Source organism: Citrobacter sp. Cu231 (assembly GCF_030332265.1).
Classification (GTDB): Bacteria; Pseudomonadota; Gammaproteobacteria; order Enterobacterales; family Enterobacteriaceae; genus Citrobacter; species Citrobacter meridianamericanus.
The window spans coordinates 242424-266926 of record NZ_JAOWIE010000029.1; the positions used below are offsets into that span (position 1 = coordinate 242424).

At 51.9% G+C, this 24503-nt stretch carries 24 protein-coding genes and 1 pseudogene; 15 read left to right on the forward strand and 10 right to left on the reverse strand.

Translation table 11 applies throughout. The annotated features are described in order from the left end of the window. Positions 1–5: 5 nt before the first annotated feature. The 5 genes from glpX to tkt form a co-directional block, all read right to left on the reverse strand. On the reverse strand, positions 6–977 hold the full coding sequence (glpX, locus tag OGY15_RS04190) for a class II fructose-bisphosphatase (protein WP_151218343.1): 972 nt from the start codon (positions 975–977) through the stop codon (positions 6–8). After that, entirely contained in the window at positions 974–2251 is a 1278-nt protein-coding gene (locus OGY15_RS04195; protein WP_187258983.1) for a zinc-binding dehydrogenase, read from the reverse strand. Before OGY15_RS04195 ends, glpX begins: the two co-directional genes overlap by 4 nt. A gap of 24 nt (positions 2252–2275) precedes the next feature. Further along, positions 2276–3655: a PTS mannitol transporter subunit IIBC gene (locus OGY15_RS04200; protein ID WP_151218345.1), complete on the reverse strand. Its 1380-nt coding sequence runs from the start codon at positions 3653–3655 to the stop codon at positions 2276–2278. Positions 3656–3682: 27 nt separating this feature from the next. Beyond that, positions 3683–4126, reverse strand: coding sequence for a PTS mannitol transporter subunit IIA (cmtB, locus tag OGY15_RS04205; protein ID WP_151218346.1), 444 nt, complete (start codon positions 4124–4126; stop codon positions 3683–3685). A gap of 315 nt (positions 4127–4441) precedes the next feature. Then, positions 4442–6433 (reverse strand): transketolase, encoded by a 1992-nt coding sequence (gene tkt, locus OGY15_RS04210; protein WP_286538447.1) that lies wholly within the window; start codon positions 6431–6433, stop codon positions 4442–4444. A 279-nt stretch (positions 6434–6712) separates the two neighbouring features. On the opposite strand from tkt, the gene loiP reads away from it, so the two are divergent. After that, the gene (gene loiP, locus OGY15_RS04215) at positions 6713–7471 is read left to right on the forward strand and encodes a metalloprotease LoiP (protein WP_151218347.1); all 759 of its coding nucleotides are present in this window, start codon (positions 6713–6715) and stop codon (positions 7469–7471) included. Between the two features lie 54 nt (positions 7472–7525). Here loiP and speB read toward each other — a convergent pair whose 3' ends face one another. The 4 genes and pseudogenes from speB to yqgG all read right to left on the reverse strand — a co-directional run. Then, on the reverse strand, positions 7526–8446 hold the full coding sequence (gene speB, locus OGY15_RS04220) for an agmatinase (RefSeq protein WP_278238378.1): 921 nt from the start codon (positions 8444–8446) through the stop codon (positions 7526–7528). 237 nt (positions 8447–8683) lie between these two features. Further along, positions 8684–10660: a biosynthetic arginine decarboxylase gene (speA, locus tag OGY15_RS04225; protein WP_187253183.1), complete on the reverse strand. Its 1977-nt coding sequence runs from the start codon at positions 10658–10660 to the stop codon at positions 8684–8686. Positions 10661–10668: 8 nt separating this feature from the next. After that, entirely contained in the window at positions 10669–10800 is a 132-nt protein-coding gene (yqgB, locus tag OGY15_RS04230; RefSeq protein ID WP_151218349.1) for an acid stress response protein YqgB, read from the reverse strand. 258 nt (positions 10801–11058) lie between these two features. Further along, positions 11059–11160, reverse strand: a pseudogene (gene yqgG, locus OGY15_RS04235) (small protein YqgG); the annotation flags it as partial. A gap of 539 nt (positions 11161–11699) precedes the next feature. On the opposite strand from yqgG, the gene metK reads away from it, so the two are divergent. The 8 genes from metK (at position 11700) to ruvX (ending at position 18880) form a co-directional block, all read left to right on the forward strand. Beyond that, a complete protein-coding gene (gene metK / locus OGY15_RS04240; protein WP_151218350.1) occupies positions 11700–12854 on the forward strand; it encodes a methionine adenosyltransferase in 1155 nt (384 codons plus the stop codon). A gap of 399 nt (positions 12855–13253) precedes the next feature. Continuing rightward, positions 13254–14648 (forward strand): galactose/proton symporter, encoded by a 1395-nt coding sequence (gene galP, locus OGY15_RS04245; RefSeq protein ID WP_151218351.1) that lies wholly within the window; start codon positions 13254–13256, stop codon positions 14646–14648. A 75-nt stretch (positions 14649–14723) separates the two neighbouring features. After that, positions 14724–15221 carry a SprT family zinc-dependent metalloprotease gene (locus OGY15_RS04250; RefSeq protein WP_151218352.1) on the forward strand — a complete coding sequence of 166 codons (498 nt, stop codon included), beginning with the start codon at positions 14724–14726 and terminating at the stop codon, positions 15219–15221. Positions 15222–15315: 94 nt separating this feature from the next. Continuing rightward, positions 15316–16023 carry a deoxyribonuclease I gene (endA, locus tag OGY15_RS04255; RefSeq protein WP_151218353.1) on the forward strand — a complete coding sequence of 236 codons (708 nt, stop codon included), beginning with the start codon at positions 15316–15318 and terminating at the stop codon, positions 16021–16023. A gap of 74 nt (positions 16024–16097) precedes the next feature. After that, positions 16098–16829: a 16S rRNA (uracil(1498)-N(3))-methyltransferase gene (gene rsmE / locus OGY15_RS04260; RefSeq protein WP_210905352.1), complete on the forward strand. Its 732-nt coding sequence runs from the start codon at positions 16098–16100 to the stop codon at positions 16827–16829. Positions 16830–16841: 12 nt separating this feature from the next. Beyond that, positions 16842–17789 carry a glutathione synthase gene (gshB, locus tag OGY15_RS04265; RefSeq protein ID WP_003027083.1) on the forward strand — a complete coding sequence of 316 codons (948 nt, stop codon included), beginning with the start codon at positions 16842–16844 and terminating at the stop codon, positions 17787–17789. Positions 17790–17900: 111 nt separating this feature from the next. Next, on the forward strand, positions 17901–18464 hold the full coding sequence (locus OGY15_RS04270) for a YqgE/AlgH family protein (RefSeq protein ID WP_003027086.1): 564 nt from the start codon (positions 17901–17903) through the stop codon (positions 18462–18464). Further along, positions 18464–18880 (forward strand): Holliday junction resolvase RuvX, encoded by a 417-nt coding sequence (gene ruvX / locus OGY15_RS04275; protein WP_006686843.1) that lies wholly within the window; start codon positions 18464–18466, stop codon positions 18878–18880. Before OGY15_RS04270 ends, ruvX begins: the two co-directional genes overlap by 1 nt. Here the strand turns inward: ruvX and OGY15_RS04280 are convergent. Continuing rightward, positions 18877–19857, reverse strand: coding sequence for a type IV pilus twitching motility protein PilT (locus tag OGY15_RS04280; RefSeq protein ID WP_151218354.1), 981 nt, complete (start codon positions 19855–19857; stop codon positions 18877–18879). The two genes, ruvX and OGY15_RS04280, sit on opposite strands and share 4 nt — an antisense overlap. Positions 19858–19874: 17 nt before the next feature. Between OGY15_RS04280 and OGY15_RS04285 the strand changes: the two genes are divergently transcribed. The 6 genes from OGY15_RS04285 (at position 19875) to OGY15_RS04310 (ending at position 24480) form a co-directional block, all read left to right on the forward strand. Then, positions 19875–20579 (forward strand): YggS family pyridoxal phosphate-dependent enzyme, encoded by a 705-nt coding sequence (locus tag OGY15_RS04285; protein ID WP_151218355.1) that lies wholly within the window; start codon positions 19875–19877, stop codon positions 20577–20579. Between the two features lie 18 nt (positions 20580–20597). Then, on the forward strand, positions 20598–21164 hold the full coding sequence (locus OGY15_RS04290) for a YggT family protein (protein ID WP_003027097.1): 567 nt from the start codon (positions 20598–20600) through the stop codon (positions 21162–21164). Then, on the forward strand, positions 21161–21451 hold the full coding sequence (gene yggU / locus OGY15_RS04295; RefSeq protein ID WP_005123286.1) for a DUF167 family protein YggU: 291 nt from the start codon (positions 21161–21163) through the stop codon (positions 21449–21451). The genes OGY15_RS04290 and yggU overlap by 4 nt, the downstream gene beginning before the upstream one ends. A 7-nt stretch (positions 21452–21458) precedes the next feature. Next, complete coding sequence (locus OGY15_RS04300; RefSeq protein ID WP_286538463.1) at positions 21459–22052, forward strand: XTP/dITP diphosphatase; 594 nt, start codon at positions 21459–21461, stop codon at positions 22050–22052. Beyond that, a complete protein-coding gene (hemW, locus tag OGY15_RS04305; protein ID WP_151224320.1) occupies positions 22045–23181 on the forward strand; it encodes a radical SAM family heme chaperone HemW in 1137 nt (378 codons plus the stop codon). The genes OGY15_RS04300 and hemW overlap by 8 nt, the downstream gene beginning before the upstream one ends. 312 nt (positions 23182–23493) lie before the next feature. Next, on the forward strand, positions 23494–24480 hold the full coding sequence (locus OGY15_RS04310) for a TRAP transporter substrate-binding protein (RefSeq protein ID WP_151218358.1): 987 nt from the start codon (positions 23494–23496) through the stop codon (positions 24478–24480). Positions 24481–24503 lie beyond the last annotated feature (23 nt).

Genomic DNA, 24503 nt, shown 5'->3' on the forward strand with positions numbered 1-24503 from the left:
ATAAATCACCATGAATGCAGAGAGTCTATTATATTACACGTTCGATCCGCGCCGCCGATCAGTAAAGTTTGCGTGCGCACACCATTCGCAACCTGTTGGATCCCTTTCACAAGATCGCCGCCCGTGACCCCCGTCGCGCTGAAGAGGATCTTATTTCCCCCTACCAGTTCGTCGAGCGCATAGATACGGTTAATCTCGACGCCCATTTCCATGCAGCGCTGACGTTCCTGTGCCGCAATCAGACGATTATCTGCGCTATCTCCTTTCGCCGCGCAAAAATCAATCAGTTCAGCCTGCATGTCGCCCCCCAGCGCTTTAACTGCACAAGCTGAAATAACCCCTTCAGGTGCCCCCCCAATGGTATACATCAGGTCATAGGGATTTTCCTGCATACAGGCCAACACGCTTGCGGCTACATCGCCGTCGGGCAGCGCAAAGACTTTGACGCCAAGTCTTGTCGCTTCGGCAATCGCCGGTTGAAGACGCGGTTTATCCAGCGTCACCATCCGCAGTCGCTCCAGCGGTTTGTCCAACACCTCAGCCACATTGCGCAGATTGTCTGCCAACGGCAGCGCCAGATTAATCGCCCCTTTTGCATACCGATTAACAACCAGTTTTTTCATGTACATATCAGGGGCGTGTAACAAACTGCCGCGAGGGGCAAACGCCATGACAGCCAGCGCATTGCATTGCCCCATCGCCACCATTCGCGTGCCTTCAATAGGATCGACGGCAATATCGACCTCAGGTCCAGCGCCTGTTCCCACTTCCTCACCAATCCACAGCATCGGGGCGCGATCAATCTCCCCTTCGCCAATGACGATTCGTCCGCGGATGGCAACACTGTTCAATGCTTCGCGCATTGCCGTCACGGCCAGACCATCAATCTTGTTTTTATCGCCGCACCCGGTTTGCGGCCAGGCTGCCAGCGCAGCCTGCTCCGTGATACGAAATAGCGGCCATGCCAGCGACATCATATCGCCGCCTCCCCGATATCAACGCCGAAGTGTGCCAGCAGGTATTTTTCTGCCTTTTCGTTCCAGATGCCGTGCGTTTCCTCCACCAGCAGCGCCAGCTCTTTGAATAATGGGTCAGTTTTCCCTTTCTCGGCAAAATCAGCAATGGCGGTTAGCGGCATGGTTACGCCGTTATATATCAGCTTTTTACCGCCAGGAATTGCCGGTAAATTCAATACGGTTTCCGGAACCGCATCAAGGCCGCCAATGTGCGTCACCATAAACGAGGGTTGTAGCTGGCCGGTTGCACTGAGCGCAATAGCCTCCTTCATATCATCCGTTGATCCACCAGAGGTTCCGACAACGTGAGTGCTGTTGTAGTGCACGTTGTAAAAATTAAACGGCACTTTAAAGTTGCTGTCCGTCGGACCAGCAAAGAAATTCAGGCAGCCATCTTCCGCGAGTAAATCATCGGCCATTTCAATGACTGCAGGTACTGCCGCATACACAAAGACATCATCAAAACCTGCGTCATGAGTTAACGCACGCAGCATCGTGGTCGGAGAATCCATGCCGGTCGTATTCACATAGATAAGTTCAATCCCTTTTTCTGCCGCCAGCTCAACCGGCAACAGTTTTTTAGCCTGCGCAAGTCGTGCTTCATCAATATCGACCACCACCACACGTGACGGCTGAATACTGCCGTTAATGGCATAATCAATTGCGCCGATGCCCATCGGCCCGGCGCAGGCCAGAAGCGCAATGCTTCCGCCTGGCTTAATCCCCATGCGATGCTCATAAACGTAAGGTGTGGTGTGAAAATTCGCGTTATACGCGCCAATAATGCAGCACATTGGTTCTGCCAATGAGGCGGCGGCAAAATAAGAGCCGTGGTAAGGTAAAACGCATCCCAGATTAATCGCCACCTCCGGGATAATCATATATGTCGCATTACCGCCAAAATATTCGTAGCTGTATCCCGCGGAATATCCACTTGGCAATCCCATCGCGGGTTGCAACACAAAACGCTGACCTTTCTTATATTTATCCGTCAGGTTTTTTCCTACCTCAACAATGATACCTGCACATTCATGTCCGGTAATAACCGGATGATTTTCCAGATCGTCCGGCACGCGTTTATGCTCGCTCCCCAAAGCCGCCGCTTTCCAGGTGGATAAACAAACGCTATCGGATATTACGTTTACTAACAATTCGTTATCTGTAATTGCAGGCAACTCAAATTCACGGATCCGAATATCCTGCTTACCATATATGGCAGCCACTTTCGTTTTCATACTTACTCCAAAAATAGAAGAAGGCTAGTTCGCAGTAATGCGTTTAAATAAATCGTCCAACAGAGGATCACCAATATAGTTTTTAATCAGCACTAATGGCTTTTCACTCACACGTTTAACACGACCTTCAAGACTGGCATGGGTTACAATAATATCTGCATCTTGCGGAACGTTTTCGATAGCATAGTGCGTTACATTAATATTCAATCCCGCTTTCTCCAGACGCTTACGAAACGTTGTAGCCCCCATCGCGCTGGAACCCATTCCCGCATCACAGACGAAAGCAACGCGTTTAATATTTTTATAAGAGAACTTTCCTTCCTGTTTCATCGCCTTGACGGTTCTGGCTGATTCAGCGAAGTCATCTTCAGTTTCTGTTTCTACACTCTTTTCCATTTTCAGGATTACAGAGGTAATCACAAAAGTAACAATGGTTCCCGCTGTAACGCCTGCAATGGTCGCGAGGAAAGAACCTTTTGGCGTTAATGCCAGATAGGCAAATATTGATCCTGGGCTCGGCCCTGCAACCAACCCACCGTCCAACAGGTGGAATACCCACGTCCCGCTCATTCCCCCGGCAATCATCGCAATCAGGGTTAAAGGCTTCATCAGCACATACGGGAAATACAGTTCATGAATACCACCAAGGAAGTGGATAATCATGGCGCCTGGCGCGGATTTTTTACTCATCCCTTTACCAAAAATGGCAAAGCTGAGTAACAGGCCTAACCCCGGCCCAGGGTTGGATGCCACCATGAAGAAAATCGATTTTCCCGTTTCAGAAGCTTGCTGCATTCCCAACGGATAATAGACGCCCTGATCGATAGCATTATTCAAAAAGAGGATTTTCGCGGGCTCATTGATTACAGATAGCAACGGCAGGTAACCCGCATGAACCAACGCTTCAATACACTCCTTCACAAAATTGTTGGCAATGAGAACCGCCGGGCCAATAACTTCGAATCCCAGCAAACATAAGAGCATTCCCGCAATACCCAGAGAGAAGTTATTGATAACCATCTCGAAACCAGCGGGGATGCGTTTTTCCAGCAGGCGGTCGATATGCTTAATCACCCAACCGCCAAGCGGCCCCATCACCATCGCGCCAAGGAACATCGGGATATCCGCGCCAACAATAACGCCAATAGAACCAATGCCTCCCATTACCGCGCCACGTTTCCCGCCAACCAGATGCCCACCGGTGGAGCCAATCATGACGGGCAGTAAATAAGTAATCATCGGGCCGACAATTTTGGCGAAATGCTCATTCGGCATCCAACCAGTAGGAATAAACAATGCGGTTATAAAACCCCAGGCAATAAATGCGCCGATGTTGGGAATGACCATTGCAGTCAAAAACCCACCAAAAGCCTGGACTTTGGCACGAGCAGACTTGTTTTCCATAATAATATCCTGAAAGGAAACGATGAATTATGCGAAGGCGATAATATCCGCCAGTTGTTTTTCTGATTTAGCCGCTAACAAAGCGGTTAGCGCTTCCTCTTCACATAATAATTCACTTAAAGCCTGAATAGCGCCAATGTGAGAGTCAGCATTTGCCGCCGACAATCCGATTAATAATCTGATGCCTTCATCTTCTTCGGAAAATTTCACTTCCTGTTTGAGAAGCGTTAATGACATTCCGGTTTTTAACGCACCACATTCCGGACGAGCGTGTGGCATGGCGACACCAGGCGCTAAAATATAATAAGGACCATTGTTAATCGTTGAGTCTTTGATCGCCTGAATATAATTTGAATTGACATAATGATTGGCGAGCAAGGACGACATAGAAAAGTCAATTGCCTCCTGCCAGTTCTTTGCTGAATCTTTTATTGAAATAGATGATTCGGGAAAGTAATCAATCAGCCGCATACATTTTCCTTATTTTATTTTTAGGGTACGAGTTAACGTTAAAAATAAAATACGCGTACGGCAAAATGAAATCAATCGAGGGGGAAAATACGTGCAGCGCGGAATGTCTTTTTGTGAAGCCTTTAAAAACAGTTGGTTGAGAATAGAAAAACAAAATGCAACATTAATTATGTGATATGCATTACAAATTCCAAATAACACTAAATATCATATTTGTGACTAAGATCCACAACGGGGAGTTGCACAGGGGAAATTAAATTTAATCCGATTAAAAAACGGGCCGCCTGAGCGACCCGTTTTCACCTGCAATCGAAGTTACAGCAGTTCTTTTGCTTTCGCGACCACGTTGTCTACGGTGAAGCCGAATTCTTCAAACAGCAGTTCTGCCGGTGCAGACTCACCAAAAGTAGTCATCCCGAGGATGGCACCGTTCAGACCCACGTATTTGAACCAGTAGTCCGCAATGCCAGCCTCGATAGCGACGCGAGCAGAAACGGCTTTCGGCAGTACGGATTCGCGGTAGGCGGCATCCTGTTTGTCGAACGCATCGGTAGACGGCATGGAGACCACACGCGCCTTCACACCTTCGGCAGTCAGTTTCTCCCATGCCGCAACAGCCAGTTCAACTTCAGAACCGGTGGCGATGAAGATCAGCTCCGGCTGGCCCGCGCAATCTTTCAGCACGTAGCCACCGCGAGCGATATTCGCCAGTTGCTCTGCGGTACGTTCCTGCTGTGCCAGGTTCTGGCGGGAGAGGATCAGCGCGGTCGGGCCGTCCTGACGCTCAACGCCGTATTTCCACGCCACTGCGGATTCAACCTGATCACACGGACGCCATGTGCTCATGTTCGGAGTCACACGCAGAGAAGCAACCTGCTCTACCGGCTGGTGAGTCGGGCCATCTTCACCCAGACCGATGGAGTCGTGGGTGTAGACCATCACCTGACGCTGTTTCATCAGCGCAGCCATACGCACCGCGTTACGAGCATATTCCACGAACATCAGGAAGGTGGAGGTGTACGGCAGGAAACCACCGTGCAGGGAAATGCCGTTTGCGATAGCGGTCATACCGAATTCACGTACACCGTAATGGATGTAGTTACCGGCGGTATCTTCGTTGATGGCCTTAGAACCAGACCACAGAGTCAGGTTAGATGGCGCGAGGTCAGCGGAGCCGCCGAGGAATTCAGGAAGCCATGGACCGAAGGCTTCAATCGCGTTCTGAGACGCTTTACGGCTGGCGATTTTCGCCGGGTTAGCCTGCAGCTTAGCAATGAACTCGTTGGCTTTCGCGTCGAAATCAGACGGCATTTCACCTTTCATACGACGGGTGAATTCAGCAGCTTCCTGCGGGAAAGCTTTGGCATAAGCAGCGAACTTCTCGTTCCATGCGGCTTCTTTTGCCTGGCCGGCTTCTTTCGCATCCCACTGCGCGTAGATTTCAGACGGGATTTCGAACGGCGCGTATTTCCAGCCCAGCTGTTCACGGGTCAGCGCGATTTCTGCATCACCCAGCGGCGCACCGTGAGAGTCGTGAGTACCGGCTTTGTTCGGGGAACCGAAACCGATGATGGTTTTGCACATCAGCAGGGATGGTTTGTCGGTTACTGCGCGAGCTTCTTCAACTGCGCGTTTAATCGCGTCAGCATCATGACCATCTACGCCACGAACCACGTGCCAGCCGTAAGCTTCGAAACGCTTCGCGGTGTCATCGGTGAACCAGCCTTCAACGTGACCATCGATAGAGATGCCGTTGTCATCATAGAACGCAACCAGTTTACCCAGCTTCAGCGTACCGGCCAGGGAACATACCTCGTGAGAGATACCTTCCATCATGCAGCCGTCGCCCATGAAAGCATAAGTGAAGTGATCAACGATGTCGTGACCAGGACGGTTAAACTGCGCCGCCAGCGTTTTTTCAGCGATAGCCATACCCACTGCATTCGCAATGCCCTGACCCAGAGGACCGGTCGTGGTTTCAACACCCGCGGTGTAGCCCACTTCCGGGTGGCCCGGCGTTTTGGAGTGCAGCTGACGGAAGTTCTGCAGCTCGGACATCGGCAGATCATAGCCGGTGAGGTGCAGCAGGCTGTAAATCAGCATTGAACCGTGGCCGTTAGACAGCACGAAGCGGTCACGGTCAGCCCAGGACGGGTTAGTCGGGTTGTGGTTCAGGAAATCACGCCACAGGACTTCGGCAATGTCAGCCATACCCATCGGGGCACCCGGGTGACCGGATTTGGCTTTCTGTACTGCGTCCATGCTCAGCGCACGAATAGCATTGGCAAGCTCTTTACGTGAGGACATTTTGACTCCAGATCGGATAATGAAGGCCACGCCCTAAACGACTTGACGACAGCGCGTTTTGGGCTACGCCGGAAAAAAGTGCCAACAATGTAACCCAAGCCGCGTGTCATGTACATGGAGCATCCTTTTACCGCTTCAGAAATCTCTGGATCATGCGTGAAAGTTGCGCAATCTTCTCGCCCGCTTATTGTTCTTTTCTTTATACTTAGGCCGAGCGTCGGTTCACCTGTAAACAACGCATTTTTTAGAATAATCCTGACCTTGTGCGGAAGAGAAAAAATGAAAATTCGCGCTTTACTGCTTGCTACGAGCATGGCAGCGGCTTTGACCGGCTGCCAGAACATGGACTCAAACGGGCTGCTTTCTTCGGGCGCGGAGGCTTTTCAGGCCTACAGTCTGAGCGATGCTCAGGTAAAAGCGCTGAGCGATCAGGCCTGTAAAGATATGGACAGCAAGGCTACTATCGCTCCGAGCGGCAGCGAGTACGCTACGCGTCTTGGCAAAATAGCCGCCGCGCTTGGCGATAACATTAACGGTCAGCCGGTGAACTACAAAGTGTATATGGCGAAAGATGTGAATGCCTTTGCCATGGCGAACGGCTGTATCCGCGTATACAGCGGCCTGATGGATATGATGACCGACAACGAAGTCGAAGCGGTGATCGGCCACGAAATGGGCCACGTTGCGCTGGGTCACGTGAAAAAAGGGATGCAGGTTGCGCTGGGTACGAACGCCGTGCGAGCAGCAGCGGCTTCCGCTGGCGGTATTGTCGGCAGCCTGTCGCAGTCGCAATTGGGCGATATCGGCGAAAAGCTGGTGAACTCACAGTTCTCCCAGCGCCAGGAGTCCGAAGCGGATGATTACTCGTATGATTTGTTGCGCAAACGTGGGATCAATCCAGCCGGCTTAGCCACCAGCTTTGAGAAACTGGCAAAACTGGAAGCAGGACGCCAAAGCTCAATGTTTGACGATCACCCGGCATCCGCAGAACGTGCGCAACATATTCGCGATCGCATGAGCGCAGACGGGATCAAATAATCTGTTAACAGTGCCGGATGGCGGCGCAAACGCCGCCATCCGGCAAAAAACAGCTTACTCGCCTTTTTTCGCCGCCTGGATATACAGCATCTCCAACGCTAACGTAGCAGCCGCCAGTGCGGTGATCTCTGACTGGTCGTAGGCCGGAGCCACTTCAACAACATCCATCCCGACGATGTTCAGATCTTTCAGACCACGTACCAGTTTAATTGCACGATCGGAAGTCAGACCACCGATCACTGGCGTACCGGTTCCGGGTGCAAACGCCGGATCCAGGCAGTCGATATCAAAAGTCAGATACACTGGCATATCACCGACAATCTGCTTAACCTGGGCGATAATGTCATCAACGCTGCGGTCGTTAACCTGGCACGCATCCAGCACGGTAAAACCATTATCTTTGTCGAACTCGGTACGAATACCGATCTGCACAGAGTGATTCGGATCGATCAGACCTTCGTTAGGCGCAGTGTAGAACATCGTGCCGTGGTCGAATTCGCAGCCGTTCGCGTAGGTGTCGGTGTGGGCATCAAAGTGTACCAGCGCCATTTTACCAAAGTGCTTGGCGTGCGCGCGCAGCAGCGGCAGCGTGACAAAGTGGTCGCCGCCAAAGGAGAGCATACGCTTACCGGCAGACAGCAGCTTCTCAGCATGCGCCTGCAATTTTTCACTCATTTCACGCGCATCCCCGAACGCATAAACCAGATCGCCGCAGTCCACCACGTTCAGACGCTCGCGCATATCGAAGTCCCACGGGAAGCGGTTGTGTTCCCAGGCCAGGTTGGTGGAAACCTGACGGATCGCCGCCGGACCATGGCGGCCACCCGCGCGACCTGACGTTGCCATATCAAACGGTACGCCGGTGATCACCCAATCGGCGTCGCTGTCGTAAGGCATGAAGTTCATCGGCAGACGCAAAAAACCAAAGGCGTTAGAAACCAGGGAGTTGTCGTATTGATGACCTAAGGTGCTCATGTACTGACCTCTTTTAAAATCGGTGAAAAAAAATCCCCTCCGCGTCGTTAAGCCCGACGAGGAAGGGATTGATTTGGTAACTGCATATTTACGGCAAATTATCGCCGTTATTTTGTACGGATTCAAGTGAGTGCCACAAATGCTGCCCCCGCGGATTCCGACTGCCGGATGGCGGCTTCGCCTTATCCGGCCTACTTTCGTAGGAACGGTAAGCGCAGCGCCACCTGACATTTATCGTTACTCATCTTCCAGATAAGTATAACCGTACAGACCGGCTTCAAACTCTTCGAGGAACTGCTGTTGCAGCTCAGCGTCCAGATCGGTGTTTTTCACCTGGTCACGGAACTGCGTCAGCAGGGTGTTCGGATCCAGCTGCACGTATTGCAACATATCTGCCACGGTATCGCCTTCATCAGAAAGCTCAACTTCCACGCTACCGTCAGGGAAGACGAACACGTCAACCGCTTCGGTATCACCGAACAGGTTGTGCATGTTGCCGAGGATCTCCTGGTACGCACCCACCATAAAGAAGCCCAGCATCGGCGGATTTTCCGGGTCGTATTCCGGCATCGGCATGGTCGTGGCAATACCGTCACCATCGACGTAGTGGTCGATAGCGCCGTCGGAGTCACAAGTAATATCCAATAGCACCGCACGGCGCTCTGGCACCTGATTCAGTCCTTCGAGCGGCAGTACTGGGAACAGCTGATCGATCCCCCATGCATCCGGCATCGACTGGAACAGAGAAAAGTTGACGTAAATCTTATCCGCCATACGCTCCTGCAGCTCGTCGATAATCGGACGATGCGCGCGGTTGCTCGGGTCGAGCTGTTTCTGCACGTCATGGCACATGTTCAGATACAGCTGCTCTGCCCACGCACGCTCCTGCAAGCTGAAAGTGCCAGAAGAGTAGCCCACGTGAATATCATGCAGATCCATCTGGCTGTCGTGTAGCCATTCGCGTAGCGAACGGCGAGTCCCCGGCTCATGCATCTCTTGCCAGGTTTCCCACATGCTTTGCAGGGCACGCGGCGCATCGTCAGCCGGCGGCGTGGCTTCGGTATGTTCGCTACGCTCGACGCCGATAATGTTAGACACCAGCACGGTATGGTGCGCGGTAACCGCACGACCAGACTCGGTGATGACCGTCGGATGCGGCAGACCATGCTCTTCACAGGCATCGCCAATGGCCCAAATGATATTGTTCGCGTATTCGTTCAGACCGTAGTTTACGGAGCAGTCAGACTGCGAACGAGTACCTTCGTAATCCACGCCCAGACCACCGCCCACGTCGAAGCACTGGATATTCACGCCCAGCTTGTGCAGCTCAACGTAGAAACGCGCTGATTCACGTACGCCGGTGGCGATATCACGAATGTTCGCCATCTGGGAGCCGAGGTGGAAGTGTAGCAACTGAATGCTGTCCAGACGACCGCGCTCGCGCAGAATTTCCACCAACTGCAGCACCTGGTTTGCCGCTAGGCCGAATTTTGATTTTTCGCCGCCAGAGGACTGCCACTTGCCGGATCCCTGCGACGCCAGACGCGCACGCACGCCCAGACGCGGAACCACATTCAGACGTTCAGCTTCATCCAGCACGATAGCGATTTCAGACATCTTCTCGATGACCAGATAGACCTTATGGCCCATCTTCTCGCCAATCAACGCCAGACGGATGTATTCGCGGTCTTTATAACCGTTACACACGATCACGCTACGGGTCATTCCGGCATGGGCCAGAACGGCCATCAGTTCAGCTTTGGAACCAGCCTCCAGCCCCAGCGGTTCACCGGAGTGGATCAGCGATTCAATCACGCGACGGTGCTGGTTGACCTTGATCGGGTAAACGAGAAAATAGTCGCCGTTGTAGCCATAAGATTCACGGGCGCGTTTAAACGCCGCGTTAATCGAACGCAGACGGTGTTGCAGGATCTGCGGGAAGCAGAATAATGCAGGCAGACGCTGCCCCTGCGCTTCACGGGCTTTCACCAACTCAGCAAGGTCAACGCGCGCTTCTGGTACGTCCGGATCCGGGCACACGCTGATGTGGCCCAGCTCATTGACGTCATAGTAGTTATTACCCCACCAGGCAATATTGTAAGTACGCAGCATCTTGCTGGCTTCCTCGGAACTCATTGCAACCTCCTGCATGGAGCGTAGTACACCGTGTTCGCCTGCTGACGAAGGCGAACCCAAAGAAATGTCGTCAGACATAGCGAACCTCAAATTTTATTAACAAGTGTAAAACAGTTGACTACTATCGCAATCCATAGACGCGATAACAACCCAAATACAGGCAGAATTTGCAGCAGATAGTGCTGACGCTCCGACTGTGCGACCGGTTTCTTTTTCATATCAATGTAAACACGTAACCGAACTTAATGCTGACGGTTCGGCGAAACCACGAGAAAACTCTTGTTTACCAAGAGCGCCCTTGTTCAGTTCTTAGTGACCGTAGCCGGCTCTTGAGTCCTGAGATACGCCGAGATGGGTATACACTTCATCCTTCATGCAGCCTCTTTGTTGGCTACGCTCATTCGCCCCAGTCACGTACTACTCGTACGTTCAGGGGACTCATTCACTTGCCGCCTCGACGCAACATGAATGATTTTGTGTATATAACATCGACAGGTATGCAAAGCAGAGATGCAGATTGCGGGGAACATATGTACACCAGAACGGTGCGACAGATTCAGCAGAATACAACGGTTCATTATCTCGTATCACCTCCACGGTTGCTCCTGACGGAACGAACCCACAAGCCAAAGCTAACGTCTTAACCCGGCTGGAAGTGGCAACACGATGAAAACGTCGTGTGCTTTTGTCTATCCTAAATAATTCGAGTTGTGGGAAGGCGGCAACGCAGGGAGTTCCCGGAGCTTACATGAGTAAGTGACTGGGGCGAGCGAGGAAGCCAACGCACATGCAACTTGAAGTATGACGGATATGAGCCGCGCGCCGCGTTTTATACCGATATGGAACATAAAAAGCAAAAGATAAATACGCACATTGCCAGCACCGTCAGGAAAAATTTCCAGTTACATTTTCAGTACAATGCGACCTCAATCAAAAAAAGCTGGAAATTAGACGAAGAACTGTCCTAAAATAGCCGTCCAGATGTTAATCCATCTATACCGATTAACACTCAGACTGCCAGTGTCCGTCATCTGCAGACTCATGGTAGAATCTTCTACACATGGCTATTCCACTCGACAGTTTGAGCTAACCAAATTCTCCTTAGGTGAAATTAAATATGGCAAAACACCTTTTTACGTCCGAGTCCGTATCAGAAGGGCATCCTGACAAAATCGCTGACCAAATCTCTGATGCCGTGCTGGACGCAATCCTCGAGCAGGATCCGAAAGCACGCGTTGCCTGCGAAACCTACGTCAAAACCGGTATGGTTTTAGTTGGCGGTGAGATCACCACCAGCGCATGGGTTGATATCGAAGAGATCACCCGTAACACGGTTCGCGAAATTGGCTATGTGCATTCCGACATGGGCTTTGACGCCAACTCTTGTGCGGTACTGAGCGCGATTGGTAAACAGTCTCCGGACATCAACCAGGGTGTTGACCGTGCCGATCCGCTGGAGCAGGGTGCAGGCGACCAGGGTCTGATGTTTGGTTATGCAACCAATGAAACCGATGTACTGATGCCAGCCCCGATTACCTATGCTCACCGTCTGGTGCAGCGTCAGGCTGAAGTGCGTAAAAACGGCACCTTATCCTGGCTGCGTCCGGATGCAAAAAGTCAGGTTACCTTCCAGTATGACGATGGCAAAATCGTCGGTATTGATGCGGTTGTTCTGTCGACTCAGCACTCTGAAGACATCGATCAGAAATCGCTGCAAGAAGCCGTTATGGAAGAGATCATCAAGCCGGTACTGCCGACTGAATGGCTGACCGCATCGACCAAGTTCTTCATCAACCCAACTGGTCGTTTCGTTATCGGCGGTCCAATGGGCGACTGTGGCCTGACAGGTCGTAAAATCATCGTTGATACCTACGGCGGCATGGCGCGCCATGGCGGCGGCGCATTCTCTGGTAAGGATCCGTCTAAAGTTGACCGTTCCGCAGCCTATGCAGCCCGTTACGTCGCGAAAAACATTGTCGCCGCAGGTCTGGCTGACCGCTGCGAGATTCAAGTTTCTTACGCAATCGGCGTGGCTGAACCGACTTCGATCATGGTAGAAACGTTCGGTACTGAAAAAGTGCCTTCTGAGCAACTGACCCTGCTGGTTCGCGAGTTCTTCGACCTGCGTCCGTATGGCCTGATTCAGATGCTGGATCTGCTGCACCCGATTTACAAAGAAACTGCCGCTTACGGCCACTTTGGTCGCGAGCATTTCCCATGGGAAAAAACCGACAAGGCGCAGTTGCTGCGTGAAGCTGCTGGTCTGAAGTAATTTCCCCACAGTTCAACGCTTATGAAGACCAGCCTCGCGCTGGTCTTTTTTATGTCCTTTTCTTTTCCATACCCCATCGCCAGAACAATGCTAAGTTCCCTTGTTTTAAACAACAAATGAAAGCGATTACATACCGCATAATTTCAATCCAAACTGAATAAACATCTCCTTGTGACTATGATTGCATCGTCGTTACATTACAATTCAGCATTGTCTTAAATTCAGGCAATTAACTTTATTTCGGCAAAATAAATATCGTTATTTTTCATATACATAAACAATAACCCATATAAATATTAGTGTAACCGATTACACTAATGTGATGTGATTCGCATTTTTTTACTCCGTACTCACCTACCCTTAACATCAACAAAACTAGCTACCCAACCGGAGGGCATCATGCCTGACAATAAAAAAACGGGGCGTTCCAACAAAGCCATGACATTTTTTGTCTGCTTTCTTGCAGCCCTGGCTGGATTACTTTTTGGCCTGGATATCGGTGTTATTGCTGGAGCTTTGCCATTCATCACCGACGAGTTCCAAATTACCCCACACACTCAGGAATGGGTGGTGAGTTCTATGATGTTCGGTGCTGCTGTGGGTGCCGTCGGCAGCGGTTGGCTCTCCTTCAAACTGGGGCGCAAAAAGAGCCTGATGATCGGCGCAATTCTGTTTGTTGCCGGTTCACTGTTCTCCGCCGCAGCGCCAAACGTTGAAGTACTGCTGGTTTCCCGCGTGCTGCTCGGCCTTGCGGTAGGCGTTGCGTCTTATACCGCGCCGTTGTACCTGTCTGAAATCGCCCCGGAAAAAATTCGCGGCAGCATGATCTCTATGTATCAGTTGATGATCACCATCGGTATTTTAGGTGCGTATCTTTCCGATACGGCGTTTAGCTACAGCGGCGCATGGCGCTGGATGCTGGGCGTAATCATCATCCCTGCCCTGCTGCTGCTAATTGGCGTCATCTTCCTGCCAGACAGTCCACGCTGGTTTGCGGCTAAACGTCGTTTTGTTGATGCTGAACGTGTTCTATTGCGTCTGCGTGATACCAGCGCAGAAGCCAAACGCGAGCTGGATGAAATTCGTGAAAGCCTGCAGGTGAAGCAGAGCGGTTGGGCGCTGTTTAAAGAAAACAGCAACTTCCGCCGCGCGGTATTCCTTGGCGTTCTGTTGCAGGTGATGCAGCAGTTCACCGGGATGAACGTCATTATGTATTACGCGCCAAAAATCTTTGAACTGGCGGGTTACACCAACACCACCGAGCAGATGTGGGGGACGGTTATTGTCGGTCTGACCAACGTGCTGGCCACCTTTATCGCCATTGGCCTGGTTGACCGCTGGGGCCGTAAACCAACACTGATCCTCGGCTTTATCGTCATGGCCGTCGGTATGGGCGTGCTGGGTACAATGATGCACGTGGGCATTCACTCGGCGGCCGCACAATACCTCGCTGTACTGATGCTGCTGATGTTTATCGTTGGCTTTGCCATGAGCGCCGGTCCGCTGATTTGGGTGCTGTGCTCTGAAATCCAACCGCTGAAAGGCCGCGATTTCGGTATCACCTGCTCTACTGCAACCAACTGGATTGCCAATATGATCGTCGGTGCAACCTTCCTGACGATGCTGAACTCGCTGGGCAGTGCCAACACTTTCTGGGTCTACGGTGGTCTGAACGTCCTGTTCATCTTCCTGACTCTGTGGCTGATCCCTGAAACGAAAAATGTCTCTCTGGAACACATTGAACGTAACCTGATGAAAGGCCGTAAACTGCGCGAAATTGGCGCACACGACTAATAACTAAGGCTTCCTCCCCACGGGGGGAAGCCTTCCTCTTGCAGTCCCTTCCCTGTCGCACTATCCTCTGGCGTTATGAAAACCTCCCGTCTCCCTATCGCCATCCAGCAAGCCGTTATGCGCAGCCTGCGGGAAAAACTCGCTCAGGCCAATCTCAAGCTCGAACGCAATTACCCGGAGCCAAAGCTGGTTTACCAACAGCGCGGAACCGCTGCGGGCACCGCGTGGCTACAAACCTACGAAATTCGTCTGAATCCCGTCCTGCTGATGGAGAACGTTGATGCGTTCGTTAACGAAGTGGTGCCCCATGAACTGGCGCATTTACTGGTGTGGAAGTATTTTGGCCGCGTGCCGCCGCACGGGAAAGAGTGGAAATGGATGATGGAGAGCGTACTGGGCGTACCTGCCCGGCGTACGCATCAGTTCGAACTGCAATCCGTGCAGCGTAAGACCTATACTTACCGCTGTAAGTGTCAGGAACACCAACTGACCATCCGCCGCCACAACCGCGTGGTACGCGGTGAAGCCACCTACCGCTGCGTTCACTGCGGCGAACCGCTGGTTGCAGAATAATCTTCAGAATTATCAGGAACTTTTCTGATCTAACTGATTGCATACAGGAATGACTTTCGCTACGTTGCGGGCTCGTTTTGACACGGAGTTCGCGATGTACCGTAATCTTTCTTTTGCAGCCGCCCTGTTAGCCGCTGCGTTTTCAGGCCCGGTTTTAGCCGAAGGTATCAACAGCTTTTCTCAGGCAAAAGCGGCGGGCGTCAAAGTTAACGCCGATGCGCCTGGCGATTTCTATTGTGGCTGTAAAATTAACTGGCAAGGCAAAAAAGGGGTCGTTGACCTCGAATCCTGCGGCTATAAAGTGCGAAAAAACGAAAACCGCGCCAGTCGAATTGAATGGGAACACGTTGTCCCCGCCTGGCAGTTTGGTCATCAGCGTCAGTGCTGGCAGGACGGAGGACGTAAAAACTGCGCTAAAGATCCGGTCTATCGCAAAATGGAAAGCGATATGCATAACCTGCAGCCTGCGGTAGGTGAAGTGAATGGCGATCGCGCAAACTTTATGTACAGCCAGTGGAACGGTGGCGAAGGCCAGTATGGGCAGTGCGCGATGAAGGTTGATTTCAAAGAGAAAGTTGCCGAACCGCCTGCCCGCGCCCGTGGCGCCATCGCGCGTACCTATTTTTATATGCGCGACCAATACAACCTGACGCTCTCCCGCCAGCAAACCCAGCTTTTTAACGCCTGGAATAAGCAGTATCCGGTCACCGACTGGGAGTGTGAGCGCGACGAACGCATCGCGAAGGTACAGGGGAATCATAACCCCTATGTGCAACGCGCTTGCCAGGCGCAAAAGAGCTAACCTACACTAGCGGCAATATTTTTAACCATGCCCTGGCTTGTTGCAGCCCAGGGCCATGACGCGGATGTTTAACTATGCGCATTCCTCGCATTTATCACCCAGAGCCACTCACTTCCGGTAGCCAAATTTCACTGTGTGAAGATGCTGCCAACCATATCGGCCGCGTACTACGTATGGGGCCAGGCCAGCCGCTACAGCTGTTTGATGGCAGCAATCAGGTATTCGACGCCGAAATTACCCACGCCAGTAAAAAAAGCGTGGAGGTGAAGGTGCTTAACGCAGAACTCGACGATCGGGAATCACCGTTGCATATCCACCTGGGTCAGGTGATGTCGCGCGGTGAAAAAATGGAATTTACTATCCAGAAATCGATCGAACTGGGTGTAAGCCTCATTACGCCACTTTTTTCTGAGCGTTGCGGCGTTAAACTGGACACTGAACGCCTGAACAAGAAGCTCCAGCAGTGGCAAAAAATCGCCATTGCCGCCTGCGAACAGTGCGGTCGTAATCGGGTGCCTGAAATTCGCCCGGCAATGGATCTGGAAGCATGGTGCGCAGAACAGGACGCAGGACTGAAACTCAATCTACATCCTCGCGCCAGCGCCAGCATCAACACGCTGCCGCTCCCGGTAGAGCGCATCCGCTTGCTGATTGGCCCGGAAGGTGGGTTGTCGGCAGATGAAATTGCCATGACCGCACGGTATCAGTTTACTGATATTCTGTTAGGACCTCGCGTTCTGCGTACTGAGACAACTGCGCTCACCGCCATTACCGCGCTACAGGTGCGTTTTGGCGATCTGGGCTAACGGAGAAAAACAATGATCAAGCTCGGCATCGTGATGGATCCCATCGCAAGCATCAACATCAAGAAAGATTCCAGCTTCGCTATGCTGCTGGAAGCACAACGTCGCGGTTACGAAATTCATTATATGGAGATGGCCGATCTTTATCTGATTAACGGTGAGGCCCGCGCCCATACGCGTACCCTGAGCGTAGAGCAGAACTACGACAAATGGTATGAGTTCAAAAGCGAGCAGGATCTCCCGTTGGCAGACCTGGACGTTATTCTGATGCGTAAGGATCCGCCGTTTGATACCGAGTTCATCTACGCAACCTATATTCTGGAACGTGCAGAAGAGAAAGGAACACTGATCGTCAACAAGCCGCAGAGCCTGCGCGATTGCAACGAAAAGTTGTTCACAGCATGGTTTGCCGACCTGACGCCGGAAACACTGGTCACGCGTAATAAAGCGCAGTTGAAAGCCTTCTGGCAAAAACACAGCGACATCATACTTAAGCCGCTGGACGGCATGGGCGGGGCCTCTATTTTCCGCGTGAAGGAAGGCGATCCGAACCTTGGCGTTATTGCGGAAACGCTGACTGAGCACGGTACCCGCTACTGCATGGCGCAGAACTATCTGCCGGCCATTAAAGATGGCGATAAACGCGTCCTGGTGGTCGATGGCGAACCTGTTCCATATTGCCTGGCGCGTATTCCACAGGGTGGAGAAACCCGGGGCAACCTGGCTGCAGGTGGTCGTGGCGAGCCGCGTCCCTTAACCGACAGTGACTGGGAAATCGCCCGTCGCATTGGGCCAACGCTGAAAGCGAAAGGTTTGATTTTTGTCGGTCTGGATATCATTGGCGATCGTCTGACGGAAATTAACGTCACCAGCCCAACCTGTATTCGCGAGATTGAAGCGGAGTTCCCGGTTTCGATTACCGGTATGCTGATGGACGCTATTGAAGCTCGTCTGCAAAAATAAAAAAATTCGCCGGTAGAAGGGACCCTACCAATACTCATAGTGACAGCGCTCCTGTTTGTACGCATACTGGGCGCTGTTGCTTTTTTGAACCAGGAAACAGAACCTCTGACAATGAATTTACAGCATCACTTTCTAATTGCCATGCCTGCTCTCCAGGATCCAATTTTCCGCCGTTCCGTGGTGTATATCTGCGAACACAATGAGAACGGTGCAATGGGGATTATCGTCAATAAGCCTCTGGAAAACTTACAAATTGAAGGGATTCTGGAAAAGCTGAAGATTACTCCAGAAGAACGCGATCCGGCCATTCGTCTGGATAAGCCCGTGATGCTCGGCGGCCCGCTGGCAGAAGATCGTGGATTTATTCTTCATACCCCACCGTCGCGCTTTGCGTCCAGTATTCGCATCTCTGATAACACCATCATTACGACTTCCCGCGATGTATTAGAAACGCTGGGCACGCAGGAGCAACCGTCCGAAGTGCTGGTGGCATTAGGCTATTCATCATGGGAAAAGGGCCAGCTGGAACAAGAGTTACTGGATAACGCCTGGCTCACCGCCCCCGCCGACCTCAACATTCTGTTTAAAACGCCGATTGCAGACCGCTGGCGCGACGCAGCCAAACTTATCGGGATAGATATTCAGACCATGCCCGGCGTGGCGGGACACGCATGATGAGCGGAACATTACTCTCTTTTGATTTTGGTACAAAAAGCATCGGCGTCGCGGTGGGTCAGCGTATTACCGGTACGGCCAGGCCATTGCCCGCCATCAAAGCACAGGACGGTACGCCAGACTGGAATTTGATTGAACGCCTGCTGAAAGAGTGGCAACCGGATGAAATCATTGTCGGCCTGCCGCTCAACATGGATGGCACCGAACAGCCCCTTACCGCGCGCGCGCGTAAATTCGCTAACCGCATTCATGGTCGCTTTGGCGTAACCGTAACGCTGCACGATGAACGTTTGAGCACCGTCGAGGCCCGCTCAGGCCTGTTTGAGCAAGGCGGTTATCGGGCATTGAATAAAGGCAAAGTGGACTCCGCTTCTGCCGTTATTATCCTGGAAAGCTATTTCGAGCAGGGCTACTAAAGCCGCCCCAGCGCCTGCCGCTGCTGCTTACTTTGTGCAAACGACTGCATACCTGTCTGCTGCCCGGTTTGAATCACGCTGGGTAGCTGATGTGTTTTCCCTTCGCGGATCAAATTGCCCACGGCGGGCGTGTTGACGAGCAGCTCGAATAGCGCCACGCGTCCCCCCTGCTTATCCTCCTCCAGCTTTTGCGAAAGAACCGCCTTTAGGCTGTCTGCCAGCTGGTTACGCACCGGATCTTTCTCTGTTGCTGCAAAGGAATCCACCAGCCGTGCGATAGCCTGCACCGCCCCGCGCGTATGTAACGTTGCCAGCACCAGATGTCCGGTCTCCGCCGCCGTTAATGCCAGCCGAATGGTTTCCACGTCGCGCAGCTCGCCCAGCAAAATGACGTCAGGATCTTCGCGTAACGCACCGCGCAAACCGGCGGCAAAAGAGGTGCAGTGTACGCCCACCTCCCGCTGTTGAATCAGACAACGTCGACTGGTGTAGCGATATTCAATAGGATCTTCCAGCGTCAGAATGTGTCCCTCACTATGCTGATTAAGATACTCCACCATCGCCGCCAGGGTCGTAGATTTACCGCTGCCGGTGGCGCCCGTCACCAGAATTAATCCATTTTCACTGTGCAGCAGTTCAGGTATGACCGTGGGGGTCTGGAGATCGTCTAAATGAGGACAATCCAGCGGTAGCAGTCTTAACGCCAGCGACGTTCCCTGTTGATGGGCAAATGCGCTGACGCGCAGCCGCCGGGAGTCTGTCAGAGTAACGGCAAAATCAATCTGCCCCTGCTCCTGCAACTGTACCTGTTGTTGCTCACTGAGCCAGCACATCAGCAGATTCTCTACGTCAGGCGCGGTAAATGGCGCACTTTCGACTTTTCCACGCCTGCGCCAACGCGCAGGCCATGCATTGCACAGGTGTAGATCCGACACGTTATGCTTTACACTAAGGGCCACTATTTCTTCCATATTCATATGAACATCCTCGGAAAATGAACGATATCGCGCATAACCTGGCACATGTCCGGGACAAAATCTCAGCCGCCGCGACGCGTTGCGGGCGGTCTTCAGAAGAAGTTATGTTGCTTGCAGTCAGCAAAACCAAACCTGCGAGCGCCATCGAAGAAGCCATTACCGCGGGGCAGCGTGCCTTTGGTGAAAACTATGTTCAGGAAGGGGTGGATAAAATCCGCTACTTCCAGGAAAAAGGCGTCAACGATCTGCAGTGGCACTTTATCGGCCCGCTGCAGTCCAACAAAAGTCGTCTGGTCGCTGAACATTTTGACTGGTGCCATACGATTGATCGTCTGCGCATCGCTGCCCGCCTGAGCGAACAGCGCCCAGAAGGCCTGCCGCCGCTGAATGTGCTGATCCAGATTAATATCAGCGATGAGAACAGTAAGTCGGGGATTCCGTTGGCAGAGCTTGATGCCCTGGCCGCTGAAGTCGCCGCGCTGCCGCGCATTACCCTGCGAGGTTTGATGGCTATTCCGGCGCCAGAGTCAGATTATGTAAGGCAGTTTGAAGTTGCACAGCAAATGGCGGTAGCATTTGCCGGGTTGAAAACACGCTACCCAAATATCGATACGCTCTCACTGGGGATGTCTGATGATATGGATGCCGCTATCGCGGCGGGTAGCACAATGGTGCGCATCGGCACTGCCATTTTTGGTGCTCGTGATTACACTAAAAAATAAGGAAAACTAAGGAACACCATGAATACGTTGACCTTCCTGCTCTCAACGGTAATTGAGCTGTATACCATGGCGCTTCTGCTGCGCGTGTGGATGCAATGGTCTCGCTGCGATTTCTATAACCCGTTCTCGCAGTTTATTGTGAAAATCACTCAGCCCATTATCGGCCCGTTACGCCGTATTATTCCGCCGATGGGGCCAATTGACAGCGCATCAGCATTGGTTGCACTCGTTCTCAGCTTTATCAAAGCCATCGTGCTGTTTAAGGTGGTCACGTTCCAGCCGATCATCTGGATCGCCGCCGTACTCATTGTCCTGAAGACCATTGGGCTGCTGATTTTCTGGGTGCTGCTGGTGATGGCGATTATGAGCTGGGTCAGCCAGGGTCGCAGCCCGGTGGAGTACGTGCTGATTCAACTGGCGGATCCACTGTTGCGTCCTATTCGTCGTATCCTTCCAGGTATGGGCGGGATCGATTTCTCTCCGATGATCCTGGTTCTGCTGCTCTATGTCATCAACATGGGGATCGCGGAAGTATTACAAGCGACAGGCAACATACTGCTGCCGGGGCTGTGGATGGCGCTATGAGTGCCGTAACACCCTGCGATGACGGTCTGGTTTTACGGCTCTACATTCAGCCGAAAGCCAGCCGTGACAGTATTGTGGGTTTACATGGCGACGAGCTAAAAGTCGCCATTACCGCCCCACCGGTTGATGGACAAGCCAACAGTCATCTGGTGAAGTTTCTCGGCAAACAGTTCCGTGTAGCGAAAAGCCAGGTCGTCATTGAGAAGGGCGAGCTTGGCCGCCATAAACAGGTTAAAATTATTCATCCGCAACAAATCCCGCCCGAAATTGCGGCACTAACTGATTAGGTATCCCATGCAAAAAGTTGTCCTTGCGACCGGCAATGCCGGTAAAGTGCGTGAACTCGCCTCTCTTCTGAGTGATTTCGGTCTTGATGTTGTTGCCCAAACGGATCTGAGTGTTGATTCTGCAGAAGAGACCGGGCTGACGTTTATTGAGAACGCCATTCTGAAGGCGCGTCATGCCGCACAAATTACAGGTTTGCCAGCCATTGCTGATGACTCCGGCCTGGCGGTTAATGCCCTTGGCGGCGCGCCTGGCATCTATTCGGCCCGCTATTCCGGTGAGGATGCGACTGACAGACAGAACCTGGAAAAACTGCTGCACACCCTGCGGGATGTCCCGGATGACCAGCGTCAGGCGCAATTCCACTGCGTGCTAGTGTATATGCGCCATGCGGACGATCCCACGCCTTTAGTGTGCCACGGAAGCTGGCCGGGCGTGATTACCCGTGAACCGGCCGGAAACGGTGGTTTTGGTTACGACCCAATCTTTTTTGTGCCGTCCGAAGGAAAAACAGCTGCAGAGCTAACCCGCGAAGAAAAAAGTGCGATTTCTCACCGCGGGCAGGCGCTGAAGCTGCTGCTGGATGCCCTGCGTAATGGTTAAGCTTCCGCCGCTAAGTCTTTATATTCACATCCCGTGGTGCGTGCAGAAATGCCCGTATTGCGACTTTAACTCGCATGCGCTCAAGGGCGAGGTTCCTCATGACGACTATGTTCAGCACCTGCTGAGCGATCTCGATTCTGAGGTGGCCCACGCCCAGGGACGTGAAGTAAAGACGATTTTTATCGGTGGTGGTACGCCGAGCCTGCTTTCTGGCCCGGCAATGCAAACGCTGCTCGACGGCGTGCGCGCACGGCTGAATCTGGCCGCAGATGCAGAAATCACCATGGAGGCGAATCCCGGGACGGTGGAAGCCGCTCGCTTTGTTGATTATCAACGCGCTGGCGTAAATCGTATCTCGATTGGCGTACAGAGCTTTAGCTCCACCAAGCTCGAACGTCTGGGACGTATTCACGGGCCGGAAGAAGCCAAACGCGCAGCGCACCTGGCGAGTGGTCTGGGACTACGCAGCTTTAACCTCGACCTGATGCATGGTTTACCGGATCAGACGCTGGAAGAGGCGCTGGGTGATTTGCAGCAGGCCATCGCGCTCAATCCGCCGCATCTTTCCTGGTATCAGTTGACCATCGAACCCAACACGCTGTTCGGGTCCCGACCGCCAGTATTACCGGACGACGACGCGCTGTGGGATATTTTTGAGCAAGGCCACCAGTTGCTGACCGCCGCCGGGTATCAGCAGTACGAAACCTCAGCCTATGCGAAGCCGGGTTATCAGTGTCAGCACAATCTTAATTACTGGCGTTTTGGCGACTATCTTGGCATTGGCTGTGGCGCCCATGGCAAAGTCACGTTCCCTGACGGTCGCATTCTGCGCACCACTAAAACGCGGCATCCGCGCGGGTACATGCAGGGGCGTTATCTGGAAAGTCAGCGTGATGTCGCCGAGGCCGATAAACCATTCGAGTTCTTTATGAACCGTTTCCGGTTGCTTGAGGCCGCGCCTCGCGCGGAGTTCACGCAATATACCGGGCTTACCGAAGACGTTATTCGTCAACAGATCGATGAAGCTATCGCCCTGGGCTACCTGAGTGAATGCGATGAATACTGGCAGATTACCCAACACGGTAAGCTGTTTTTGAACTCCCTCCTTGAATTGTTCCTCGCAGAATAATCACCGATGCGCCTGCGGGCGCATATTTATTTCGCCCTATAAAACCATAAACTCGGTAAAACCGAATATATCAGAAGTTATTTCTGAACAATACCTGCATTAATTATTTTATGTTGTTCAAATACCCCCCCACTCAAAAGTAAATATATTGAACACAGCGCACAAAATAAGATCAAACTACTGCCATGTGAAAGGTATCTGATTAAGATAGCGAATAGATGTCTGACAACTATGAAGACTTATCATACAGAAACAGTTTGGACATTATGAGATGTCAACCAATTACTGTACCTTAAAGCACGGAGCTTACTTATGAAAATCAGAACCTTTTCCCGCTCGTTGGTCTGTGCGTCCTTACTGACGTTGCTTAGCGCTGGCGTAAATGCTGCTGAGAAAGTTACCCTTAAACTGGCACACAACCTGGAACGAAGCCATGTTGTCCACCAGGCCTTTGAAGAGATGGCCAAAGAGGTGAAACAACTGTCCGACGGCAAAATGACTGTGCGAATTTATCCCAGCAGCCAAATGGGTAATGCTCGTGAAACAATGGAGCTATTGCAAAATGGTGCGCTGGATATGACCAAAGGTTCTGCCAGTGATTTAGAGTCTTTTGATAATATTTACGCTATTTATAATTTACCTTTCTTATTTAAAGATCAAAATCATTTCAACAAGGTTGTATTTGGTGAGGTTGGTAAAGAAATTATGGAATCCACTAAAGAGAAAGGATTCTTTGCTTTGTCTGCCTATGTTGCCGGTACGCGTAGTTTTTATGCTAAACAGCCAATTACCAAGCCAGACGATCTAAAAGGTCTAAAAGTCCGTGTTCAGCCCAGCCCAACAACCATTAAAATGATTGAGTTGATGGGGGGATCACCTACGCCAATTTCCTTTGGCGAAGTTTATACAGCGATGCAGCAAGGCGTAGTGGATGGCGCGGAGAACAACGTCCCGTCATGGGTACAAACCCGCCATATTGAAATTGCCAAGGTGTTCTCCGAAGACGAGCATGCCTCTATTCCAGATTTTCTGGTTATCTCGACCAAAACATGGAACAAATTGACGCCAGAGCAACAACAAATACTCGCCCAGGCTGCTAAAAACTCCGAAGCTTATCAACAAAAATTGTGGGATAAAATCGATGCCGATACCCGTGCTCAGGCAAAAGCCATGGGTGGCGAAATCGTGAAAGTAGAAAAAGCCCCTTTCCGTGCTGCCGTTCAGCCACTGTTTGATGATTTCAAAAAAGACCCAAAACAAGCCGCCCTGCTGGCGAAGTTTGAAGACGCTGCACAATAACCTTAAGGGCCAGTAACTGGCCC